Origin of the sequence: Kitasatospora sp. NPDC057936, from assembly GCF_042887525.1 — a bacterium.
Taxonomy (GTDB): domain Bacteria; phylum Actinomycetota; class Actinomycetes; order Streptomycetales; family Streptomycetaceae; genus Kitasatospora.
The window spans coordinates 165,122-177,500 of record NZ_JBHVPD010000001.1 but is presented as its reverse complement, the minus strand read 5'-3'; the positions used below and the strand labels follow the sequence as shown (position 1 = coordinate 177,500).

Sequence of the window (12,379 nt, the reverse complement as noted above, 5' to 3'; positions counted from 1 at the left end):
GCACCCCCGAATCACCGAAACGCTGCGAAGCCCCTCCCGGGAACACGACACCGCCGGGCGGCCGGAGGACCCAGCCGCCCGGCGGTGTCCGCGGGTCAGCGCCGCGAGCGGCGGACCGCGATCAGACCGCCACCGAGCACCAGGAGCAGCACCGTGAGCAGCAGGGCCGGCTTCGGGCTCCGGCTACCGGTGGGCGGCAGCGGGGGCTTGGTCGTCGGGCTGGGGCTGGGCATGACCCGGACCGTGGTGGTGGTCGAGCAGTTCCCGCTCACCGCCCGCCGTGCGCCGCCGGCGCCGTCCCCACCGCCGGCGCCGGAGCAGTTGGAACCGTCGGCGCTCAGGCGGTTGACGAGCGTCGTGCCGCCCGCGCCCGGCTTCACGGTCACGGTGTACGTGAGCGTCTCCGTCACTCCGGGCCGGATGTCCAGCGTCCACGTCAGCCGCGGCGCAGAGTAGGCCGTCCGCCCGCTGCTGGCATGGGCGTTGGCATCGTACCCGGCGCCGTCCAGGACCCCGGACAGGTCGTCGGTGACGACGGCGCCGAAGTACGTGCCGCCGGCCCGGTTGGTGGCGGTGACGGTGTACGTCACAGTGTCACCGGCCTTCGGGTCGGACGGGCTCGCGTGCTTGGCGAGGAGCAGGTCGTGCCGAACGGTGATCGGCTCCGTCGGGGTCGCCACCGCGGTGTGCGTCGGCGTCGTCGGGTCCGGACCGCCGGTCACCACCACGGTGTTGACCGGGACGGCCGTGGCGTCCGGGTCCAGCGTGCCGGTGAGCGTCCAGGAGACCGTCGCGCCGACCGGGACCTCGACGGCCGGGCAGGTCGCCAGGCCGTCCGTGACCGGGCACGGCGTCCCGTCCGCGTCGGCCGTCATCGAGGCCCCGTTCACCCCGGCGGGCACCTGGTCGGTCACGACCACGTTCCGGGCCAGCGAGGGCCCGTCGTTGGTCACCGTCACCCGCCACTGGATCTGCTGCCCGGCCACGACCGGGGAGGTCAGCAGGACCTTGGCGACGGTCAGCCGCGCCTGTGCCGAGGGCGAGCCGGACGGCGGGGCCACCGCGGTGTGCGTCGGCGTCGCCGGGTCCGGACCGCCGGTCACCACGGCCGTGTTGCCCGGGGTGACGGTCGCGGCCGGATCGAGCGTGCCCGTCAGCGTCCAGGTCAACGTGACGCCGACCGGGATCTCCACCGCCGGACAGGTCGCCACACCACCCGAGATCGGGCAGGTGGCACCGCCGGGTCCGGTCATCGCGGCGCCGGTCACACCCGCCGGCACCCGGTCGCTCACCACGACGCCACGCGCCACGGAGGGCCCGTCGTTCGTGACGGTCACCCGCCACTCGATCGGCGCCCCGGCCACGACCGGGCTGGTGACGAGGACCTTCGCCACGCTCAGCCGCGCCTGCGCCGAGGGCGAGGACGTCGGCGAGGCCACCGCCGTGTGGGTCGGGGTGCCCGGGTCGGGCCCGCCCGTCACGGTGGCCGTGTTGGCCGGCGTGACGGTGGCACCGGCGTCCAGCGTGCCGCTCAGGATCCACGTCCGGGTCGCGTCCACCGCGATCCCCACGCCCGGGCAGGTCGCAGTGCCGTCGGCGATCGGACACGCGGTGCCGTCGTCGGCCGTCATCGAGGCGTTCGACACCCCGGTGGGCACCCGGTCGCTCACGACCACGTCACGGGCGGCGGACGGTCCGCGGTTGGTGACGGACACCTGCCACCGGACCTGCTGCCCGGGCACCACCGGATCGGTGAGCAGCACCTTCGAGACCGAAAGCCGCGCGTCCGGCACCGGCCCGGCGGTGGGGCTCGCCACCGCCGTGTGCGCGGTCGTGCTCGGGTCCGGACCGCCCGTGACGATCACGGTGTTGGTCGGCGTGACGGTGGCGGCGGGGTCGAGCGTCCCCGTCAGGGTCCAGGTCAGCGTCACACCGACCGGGATCTCCACCGCCGGACAGGTCGCCACGCCACCGGCGATCGGGCAGTCGCTGCCGTCCTGGGCGCTCATCGACGCATTCAGCACGCCGTCCGGGACCTTGTCGGCCACGACCACGTTCCGGGCCCGCGAGGGACCGTTGTTGGTCACCGTCACCCGCCACTGGATCTGCCGGCCGGGCACCACGGCGTCCGTCGCCAGCACCTTCGACACCACCAGGCTCGCCTGCGGCTCGGGACTGCCGCTCGGGGAGGCAGTGGCGGTGTGCACCGAGGTGCTCGGGTCGGGCCCGCCCGTGACGGTCACCGAGTTGGTCGGCGTGGCCGTGGCGTTCGGGTCCAGCGTGCCGGACAACGTCCACGTCATCGTCTGCCCGGCCGGGATCTCCACCGCCGGACACGTCGCCACACCACCGCTGATCGGACAGACGGTCCCGTCCGAAGCCACCATCGAAGCGTCGTTCACACCCACCGGCACCCGGTCGGTCACGACCACGTTCCGAGCCCGCGAAGGACCGTTGTTCGTCACGCTGACCCGCCACTGGATCTGCTCCCCAGGCACCACCGGAGTCGTCACCAACACCTTGGCAACCACCAGATTCGCCTGCGGAGAAGGCGAGGACGTCGGCGAAGCCACCGCTGTGTGCGACGACGCCGACGGATCCGGACCACCCGTCACCGTCACCGAGTTGGTCGGCGTGACGGTCGCATTCGGGTCCAGCATGCCGGACAACGTCCACGTCATCGTCTGCCCGGCCGGGATCTCCACCGCCGGACACGTCGCCACACCACCGCTGACCGGACAAACGGTCCCGTCCGAAGCCACCATCGAGGCGCTGCTCACCCCCGACGGCACCCGGTCGGTCACCACCACGTTCCGCGCCCGCGAGGGCCCGTTGTTCGTCACGCTGATCCGCCACTGGATCTGCTCCCCAGGCACCACCGGATCGGTGACCAGCACCTTGGCAACCACCAGATTCGCCTGCGGAGAAGGCGAGTTCGATGGCGAAGCCACCGCCGTGTGCGCGGACGCCGTCGGATCCGGACCACCCGTCACCGTCACCAAGTTGGTCGGCGTGACGGTCGCATTCGGGTCCAGCATGCCGGACAACGTCCACGTCATCGTCTGCCCGGCCGGGATCTCCACCGCCGGACACATCGCCACACCACCGCTGACCGGACAAACGGTCCCGTCCGAAGCCACCATCGAAGCGTCGTTCACACCCACCAGCACCCGATCACTCACCACCACGTTCCGAGCCCGCGAAGGCCCGTTGTTCGTGACCGAGACCCGCCACTGGATCTGCTGACCAGGCACCACCGGATCGGTGACCAGGACCTTCGACACCGTGAGGCTCGCCTGCGGAGACGGGGACGAGGTCGGCGACGCGACGGCCGTGTGGGCTGTGGCCGACGGGTCCGGACCACCGGTCACCACGGCCGTATTCGCCGGCGTCGTGGTCGCGTTGGCATCCAGCGTGCCCGTCAGCGTCCAACTCGCCGAAGAACCCGCCGGAATCTCCACCGCCGGACACATCGCCACACCACCGCTGATCGGACAGCTACTCCCGTCCGAAGCCACCATCGAAGCGTTGTTCACACCCACCGGCACCCGGTCGGTCACAACGACGTTCCGAGCCCGCGAAGGCCCGTTGTTCGTCACGCTCACCCGCCACTGGATCTGCTGCCCAGGCACCACCGGGTTCGTCACCAACACCTTGGCAACCACCAGATTCGCCTGCGGAGAAGGCGAGCCGGACGGCGAAGCCACCGCCGTGTGCGCGGACGCGGTCGGATCAGGACCACCCGTCACCACCGCCGAGTTGGTCGGTGTGACCGTCGCATTCGGGTCCAGCGTCCCGCTCAGCGTGTACGACGCCGTCTGCCCGACCTCCAGCTCGATCGCCGGGCAGGTGGCGACGCCGTTGCCGATCGGGCACCTGGTGCCGTCCTCGTCCGAGACCATCATCGCGCCGGACACCCCGTCCGGGACCCGGTCCGCGACCACGACGTTCCGCGCGCGGGACGGCCCGTTGTTCGTCACCGACACCCGCCACTGGACCGTCTGCCCCGGCACCACCGGGTTCGTCACCAGCACCTTGGTCACCGAGAGCCGTGCCTGCGGCGACGGCGTCCCGGTCGGGCTGGCGACCGCCGTGTGGGCCGACGTGCTCGGGTCCGGGCCTCCGGTCACGACGGCCGTGTTGCCGGGCACGGTGGTGGTGTCCTGGGCCAGGGTTCCCGAGAGCGTGTAGGTGACGGTCCGGCCGACCGGGATCTCGACCCCCGGACAGGTCGCCACGCCACCGGCGACCGGGCAGGCCGTCTTCGTCGCGTCCGGCGAGAGCGAGGCGCCGACGACTCCGTCCGGGAACCGGTCGCTGACCACCACGTTCCGGGCCTGGCTCGGGCCGTTGTTGGTGACGCTGATCCGCCAGGCGATCGGCTGCCCCGGCACCACCGGGTTCGTCACCAGCACCTTCGACACGGACAGACTCGCCCGCGGCTCGACCGTGTCGCCGGCCAGCGCCGTCGCGGTGTGCGCCGTGGCCGTCGGGTCGGGTCCGCCGGTGACGGTCGCGACGTTGACCGGGGTGCTGGTCGCCACCGGGTCGAGCGTGCCGGTGAGGGTGTAGGAGACGGTCCCGCCGGCCGGGATCTCGACGGCCGGGCAGGTCGCCGTCCCGCCGGTGACCGGGCAGGCCGAGCCGTCGGCGTCCGCGATCATGCCCGCACCGTTCACCATCGCCGGGATCGTGTCGGAGACGACCACGTTCCGGGCCCGCGACGGACCCCGGTTGGTCACCGTCACCCGCCACTGGATCTGCTGCCCGGGCACCACCGGGTTGGTCAGCAGCACCTTGGCGATGCCCAGGTTCGCCTGCGGCGTGGGCGAGTCGGTGGGCGAGGCCACCGCCGTGTGCGCGGTAGCGGTCGGGTCGGGGCCACCGGTCACCACCACCGTGTTCGTCGGCGTGACCGTCGCGTCCGGCGCCAGCGTCCCGGTCAGGGTGTACGAGGCCGTCTGGCCGACCTCCAGCCCGATCGCCGCACAGGTCGCCGTTCCGCCCGCGACCGGGCACGTGCTCGCGTCGGCGTCCGACTGGAGGACGGCGTTGTTCACCCCGTCCGGGATCCGGTCCGTGATGACGACGTCGCGCGCCCGGGACGGGCCGTTGTTGGTCACCGTCACCCGCCACTGGATCTTCTCGCCCGGCACCACGGGATCGGTCAGCAGCGCCTTGGCCACCGTCAGACTGGCCTGCGGTGACGGCGAGTCGGACGGCGACGCCACCGCCGTGTGCGTCGGCGTGGCCGGATCCGGCCCGCCGGTCACCACCGCCGTGTTCGTCGGCGTCACGGTCGCGTCCTGCACGAGCGTGCCGCTCAGCGTGTAGGTCCGCGTCTCACCGACGGCGAGCTCGATCGCCGGGCAGGTGGCCGTCCCGTTCGCGATCGGGCAGACCGTCCCGTCGGCGGAGGTCATGCTCGGACCGCTGACACCGTCCGGGACGCGGTCGGCGACCACGACGTTCCGGGCCCGCGACGGCCCGTTGTTCGTGACGGACACCCGCCACTGGATCTGCTGCCCGGGCACCACCGGATCCGTGACCAGCACCTTCGACACACTCAGACTCGCCTGCACCGACGGAGAGTTGGACGGCGAAGCCACCGCCGTGTGCGTGGAAGCCGTCGGGTCCGGGCCGCCCGTCACCGTCACCGTGTTGGTCGGCGTGGCCGTGGCATCCTGCGCCAGCGTGCCCGTGAGCGTCCAGGTCAGCGTCTGCCCGGCCAGGATCTCCACCGCCGGACACGTCGCCGTGCCGCCGCTGATCGGACAGGCGGACCCGTCCGCATCCGCCTTCATCGAGGCGCCGTTCACACCTGCGGGCACCTGGTCCATCACCACGACGTTCCGCGCCCGCGAAGGGCCGTTGTTCGTCACCGTCACCCGCCACCGGATCTGCTGCCCCGGCACCACCGGATCCGTCAGCAGCACCTTCGACACGGAGAGCCGCGCCTGCGGAGTCGGGGACGAGGTCGGCGAGGCCACTGCCGTCCGCGAGGACGCCGACGGATCGGGCCCGCCGGTCACCGTCACCGAGTTCGTCGGCGTCGTGGTCGCGTCCGGGTCCAGCGTGCCGGTCAGCGTCCAGCTCGCCGAGGACCCCGCCGGGATCTCGACGGCCGGGCAGGTCGCCGTCACGTTCGCGATCGGGCACGCGGTGCCGTCCGCCGCCGTCATGCTCGCGTCCCGGACACCGGCCGGCACCTGGTCGGTGACGACGACGTTCCGCGCCCGCGAAGGGCCGTTGTTGGTCACCGTCACCCGCCACTGGATCTGCTGCCCGGGCACCACCGGATCCGTCACCAGCACCTTGGCCACGACCAGATTCGCCTGCGGAGAAGGCGAATTCGACGGCGAAGCCACCGCCGTATGCGAGGAAGCCGTCGGATCCGGACCACCCGTCACCGTCACCGAGTTGGCCGGCGTGGTGGTCGCATTGGGATCCAACGTCCCGGTCAAGGTCCAGTTCATCGAGCCACCCGCCGCGATCTCGACCGCCGGGCAGGTCGCCGTACCGCCGCTGATCGGACAGACGGTCCCGTCCTGGGCGGTCATCGACGCGTTCAGCACACCGTCCGGGACCTTGTCGGTCACGACCACGTTCCGAGCACGCGAGGGACCGTTGTTCGTCACCGTCACCCGCCACTGGATCGGCTGCCCCGGCACCACCGGATCCGTCACCAGCACCTTGGCCACGACCAGATTCGCCTGCGGAGAAGGCGAGTTCGACGGCGAAGCCACCGCCGTATGCGTGGAAGCCGTCGGGTCCGGGCCACCGGTGACCGTCACCGAGTTGGTCGGCGTGGCCGTCGCGTTGGCGTCCAGCGTGCCACTCAGCGTCCACGTCACCGTCTGCCCGACCGGGATCTCCACCGCCGGACAGGACGCCACACCGCCGCTGATCGGACAGACGGTCCCGTCCGACGCCGTCATGCCCGCACCGGACACTCCGTTCGGAACGGTGTCGGTGACGACGACGTTCCGGGCACGAGAGGGCCCGTTGTTGGTGACGCTCACCCGCCACTGGATCTGCTGCCCGGGAACCACCGGATCCGTCAGCAACACCTTCGACACACTCAGACTCGCCTGCGTCGATGGCGAGTTGGACGGCGAAGCCACCGCCGTATGCGTGGAGGCTGTCGGGTCAGGACCACCCGTCACCGTCGCCGAGTTGGCCGGCGTGGCCGTGGCGTCGGAGGCGAGCGTGCCCGTCAGCGTCCACATCACCGTCTGCCCGACCGGGATCTCCATCGCCGGACACGTCGCCACACCACCGCTGATCGGGCAGTTCGTCCCATCCGCATCCGCCCGCATCGAGGCGTCGGTCACACCGGACGGCACCTGATCGCTCACAACCACGTTCCGGGCCCGCGAAGGACCGTTGTTCGTGACCGAGACCCGCCACTGGATCTCCTGCCCGGGCACCACCGGGTTGGTCAGCAGCACCTTCGACACCGACAGATTTGCCTGCGGAGACGGCGAGTTGGACGGCGAAGCGACAGCCGTGTGCGAAGACGCCGACGGATCAGGACCACCCGTCACCGTCACCCCGTTCGTCGGCGTGATGGTCGCGTTGGAGTCCAATGTGCCGGACACGGTCCAGCTCATCGAGTCACCGGCCGCGATCTCCACCGCAGGACAGGTCGCCGTGCCGCCGCTGATCGGGCAGGCGGTGCCATCAGCCGCCGTCATCGAGGCGTTGCCGACACCCGCCGGCACCTGGTCGGTGACGACCACGTTCCGCGCCCGCGAGGGCCCAGTATTGGTCACCGTTACCCGCCACTGGATTTGCTGCCCCGGCACCACCGGGTTCGTCAGCAGCACCTTCGACACCGACAGATTCGCCTGCGGAGACGGCGAGCCGGACGGCGAAGCCACCGCCGTATGCGTGGAAGCCGTCGGATCCGGACCACCCGTCACCGTCACCGAGTTGGCCGGCGTGGTGGTCGCATTGGCGTCCAGTGTGCCACTCAGCGTCCACGTCACCGTCTGGCCGGCCGGAATCTCCACCGCCGGACACGTCGCCGTCCCGCTCGCGATCGGGCACGGGGCATTGTCGGCGTCCGCCTTCATGCTCGCACCGGACACCCCGCTCGGCACGGTGTCGGTCACGACCACGTTCCGCGCCCGCGACGGACCGTTGTTCGTCACCGTCACCCGCCACTGGATTTGCTGCCCCGGCACCACCGGGTTCGTCAACAGCACCTTCGACACCGACAGATTCGCCTGCGGAGACGGCGAGGACGTCGGCGACGCAACCGCCGTGTGCGTGGACGCCGTCGGATCCGGACCACCCGTCACCGTCACCGAGTTCGAGGGCGTCACCGCCGCGTCGGAGGCGAGCGTCCCGGTCAACGTCCAGGTGAGTGTCCTACCCGACGGAATCTCCACCGCCGGACAGGTCGCCGTCCCGCTCGCGATCGGGCAGGACGTCCCGTCAGCGTCGGCGCGCATCGAGGCGTCGTTCACACCGGACGGCACCTGGTCGGTCACCACGACGTTCCGCGCCCGCGAGGGACCGTTGTTCGTGACGCTCACCCGCCACTGGATCTCCTGCCCGGGCACCACCGGGTTCGTCACCAATGCCTTCGACACGGTCAGGTTCGCCTGCGGAGACGGCGAGGACGTCGGCGACGCAACCGCCGTGTGTGTGGAAGCCGTCGGATCCGGGCCACCTGTGACCATCACCGTGTTCGTCGGCGTGACGGTCGCATTCGGGTCGAGCGTGCCGGACAGCGTCCACGTCAGCGTCTGCCCGACCGGGATCTCGACCGCCGGACACGTCGCCAGGCCATTGGCGATCGGACAGTCGGTCCCATCCGAAGCCGCCATCGAAGCGCTGTTCACACCCGCCGGCACCTGATCCGTCACCACGACGTTCCGCGCCCGCGAGGGACCGTTGTTCGTGACGCTCACCCGCCACTGCACCTGCTGGCCGGGCACCACCGGGTCGGTGACCAGCACCTTCGACACCGTGAGGCTCGCCCGCGCCATCGGGGACGACGTCGGCGACGCGACGGCGGTGTGCGCGGTGGTCGACGGGTCGGGCCCACCGGTCACCACGGCCGTGTTCGACGGCGTCGTGGTCGCGTCGGCGTCCAGCGTGCCGGACAGCGTCCACGTCGACGTCTGCCCGACCGGGATCTCCACAGCCGGACACGTCGCCACATCACCGCTGATCGGACAGGTGGACCCATCCGACGCCGTCATGGAAGCGTTGTCCACGCCCGACGGCACCCGGTCGCTCACGACCACGTTCCGGGCCCGCGAAGGACCGTTGTTCATAACCGAAACCCGCCACTGGATCTGCTGCCCCGGCACCACCGGATCCGTCAGCAGCACCTTCGAGACGGTCAGACTGGCCTGCTGGGAGGGCGAGCCGGAGGGAGAAGCCACCGCCGTGTGCGTGGACGCCGTCGGATCCGGACCACCCGTCACCGTCGCCGAGTTCGCGGGTGTGGCCGTGGCGTCGGAGGCGAGCGTGCCCGTCAGCGTCCAGGTCACCGTCTGCCCTGCCGGGATCTCCACCGCCGGACACGTCGCCGTACCGCCGGCGATCGGGCAGTTGGCGCCATCAGCGTCGGCGTGCATCGAGGCGTCGTTCACGCCCGACGGCACCTGGTCGCTCACGACCACGTTCCGGGCTCGCGAAGGACCGTTGTTCGTCACGCTGACCCGCCACTGGATCTGCCGGCCAGGCACGACCAAGTTGGTCACCAACACCTTGGAGACGGTCAAATTCGCCTGCGGTGACGGCGAGTTCGACGGCGAAGCCACCGCCGTATGCGAGGACGCCGACGGATCCGGACCACCCGTCACCGTCACCGAGTTCGTCGGCGTGGCCGTCGCGTTGGCGTCCAACGTGCCACTCAGCGTCCACGCCACCGTCTGCCCGACCGGGATCTCCACCGCCGGACACGTCGCAACGCCGTTGCCGATCGGACAGACGGTCCCGTCCGACGCCGTCATGCTCGGGTTGTTCACACCCGCCGGCACCTGATCCGTCACCACGACGTTCCGGGCCCGCGAAGGACCGCTGTTCGTCACGCTCACCCGCCACTGGACCTGCTGGCCAGGCACCACCGGATTCGTCAGCAACACCTTCGACACGGTCAGATTCGCCTGCGGCGTCGGGGACGCGGTCGGCGAAGCCACGGCGGTGTGTGCTGTGGCTGACGGGTCCGGGCCACCGGTGACGACGGCGGTGTTGGTCGGCGTCGTTGTCGCGTTGGCGTCCAGCGTGCCGGAGAGCGTCCACGTCGACGTCTGACCGGCCGGGATCTCCACAGCCGGACACGTCGCCACACCACCGCTGATCGGACAGACGGCCCCATCCGAAGCCACCATCGAAGCGCCGCTCACACCCGCCGGCACCTGATCCGTCACCACGACATTCCGCGCCCGCGAAGGCCCGCTGTTCGTCACGCCGACCCGCCACTGGATCTGCTGCCCCGGCACCACCGGGTCGGTGAGCAGCACCTTGGCCACGGTCAGGCTCGCCTGCGGAGTCGGCGAGGACGTCGGAGAAGCCACCGCCGTGTGCGAGGACGCCGACGGGTCCGGACCACCCGTCACCGTCACCGAGTTCGTCGGCGTGATCGTCGCGTCGGAGGCGAGCGTACCGGCCAGTGTCCAGGCTGCGGACGAGCCCGCCGGGATCTCCACGGCCGGGCAGGTCGCCGTACCGCCGGCGATCGGGCAGGACGTGCTGTCGAAGGCCGTCATGCTCGGGTCGTTCACGCCGGCCGGCACGGTGTCCGTGACGACGACGTTGCGGGCCCGCGAGGGGCCGTTGTTGGTGACGGTCACCCGCCACTGGATCTCCCGGCCGGGGATCACCGGGTCGGTGAGCAATGTCTTGGAGACGACGAGGTTGGCCTGTGGCGTCGGGGAGGAGGACGGCGAGGCGACCGCCGTGCGGGCCGTGGCCGAGGGGTCGGGCCCGCCGGTGACCACGGCCGTGTTGGTCGGCGTCGTTGTCGCGTTGGCGTCCAGCGTGCCGGTCAACGTCCAGGTCGGCGTTTGCCCGGCCGGAATCTCCACCGCCGGGCACGTCGCCGTGCCACCGCTGATCGGACAGGCGGTCCCATCGGCGTCCGCTGCCATCGAGGCGCCGTTGACGCTCGCCGGCACCTGATCCGTCACCACCACGTTCCGCGCCCGCGACGGACCGCTGTTCGTCACCGACACGCGCCACTGAATCTGCTGGCCCGGCACCACCGGATTCGTCAGCAACACCTTCGAAATGCTCAGCCCCGCCTGCGGCGTGGGCGTGGCGGTCGGCGACGCGACCGCCGTGTGGCTGGAGGCGGTCGGGTCGGGCCCACCGGTGACGGTCACGCCGTTGGTCGGGGTGGCCGTCGCGTTGGGGTCAAGCGTGCCGGCGAGCGTCCACGTCATTGTCTGCCCGGCCGGGATCTCGACGGCCGGACACGTCGCCACACCAGCGCTGATCGGGCAGGCAGTCCCGTCCGACGCCGTCATCGAAGCCCCGCTCACACCGGACGGCACCTGGTCCGTCACCACGACGTTCCGCGCCCGCGAAGGCCCGCTGTTCGTCACGCTGACCCGCCACTGGATCTGCTGCCCCGGCACCACCGGGTTGGTGACCAGCACCTTCGAGACGGTCAGATTCGCCTGCGGAGAGGGCGAGTTGGAGGGTGAGGCGACTGCCGTGTGTGTGGACGCCGTCGGATCCGGACCGCCCGTCACCGTCACCGAGTTCGTCGGCGTGGCCGTCGCGTCGGAGGCGAGCGTGCCGGTCAGCGTCCAGGTCAGGGTCTGCCCGGCCGGGATCTCCACCGCCGGGCAGGTGGCAACCCCGTTGGCGATCGGACAGTTGCTCCCATCGGCGTCGGCCCGCATCGAGGGGTCGTTCACACCGGAAGGCACCTGGTCGGTCACCACGACGTTCCGCGCCCGCGAAGGACCGCTGTTCGTCACGCTGACCCGCCACTGGACCTGCTGCCCCGGCACCACCGGATTCGTCAACAGCACCTTCGACACCGACAGATTCGCCTGCGGAATCGGCAACGACGACGGCGAAGCCACCGCCGTACGCGAGGACGCCGACGGATCCGGACCACCCGTCACCGTCACCGAGTTCGTCGGCGTGGTCGTCGCGTCGGGGTCGAGCGTGCCGCTCAGCGTCCAACTCGCCGAGGATCCCGCCGGGATCTCCACGGCCGGACACGTCGCCACACCAGCGCTGATCGGGCAGGCAGTCCCGTCCGACGCCGTCATCGAAGCGCCGCTCACACCCGCCGGCACCTGATCCGTCACCACGACGTTCCGCGCCCGCGAAGGACCGCTGTTCGTCACGCTGACCCGCCACTGGACCTGCTGCCCCGGCACCACCGGATTCGTCAACAGCG

Annotated in this window: 1 protein-coding gene; it reads right to left on the bottom strand. The window is 71.2% G+C overall.

Annotated features, from left to right (window positions below):
- Positions 1-95: 95 nt before the first annotated feature.
- The gene (locus tag ACFVU9_RS00760; protein ID WP_387588721.1) at positions 96-12,326 is read right to left on the bottom strand and encodes a hypothetical protein; all 12,231 of its coding nucleotides are present in this window, start codon (positions 12,324-12,326) and stop codon (positions 96-98) included.
- Positions 12,327-12,379: the final 53 nt, after the last annotated feature.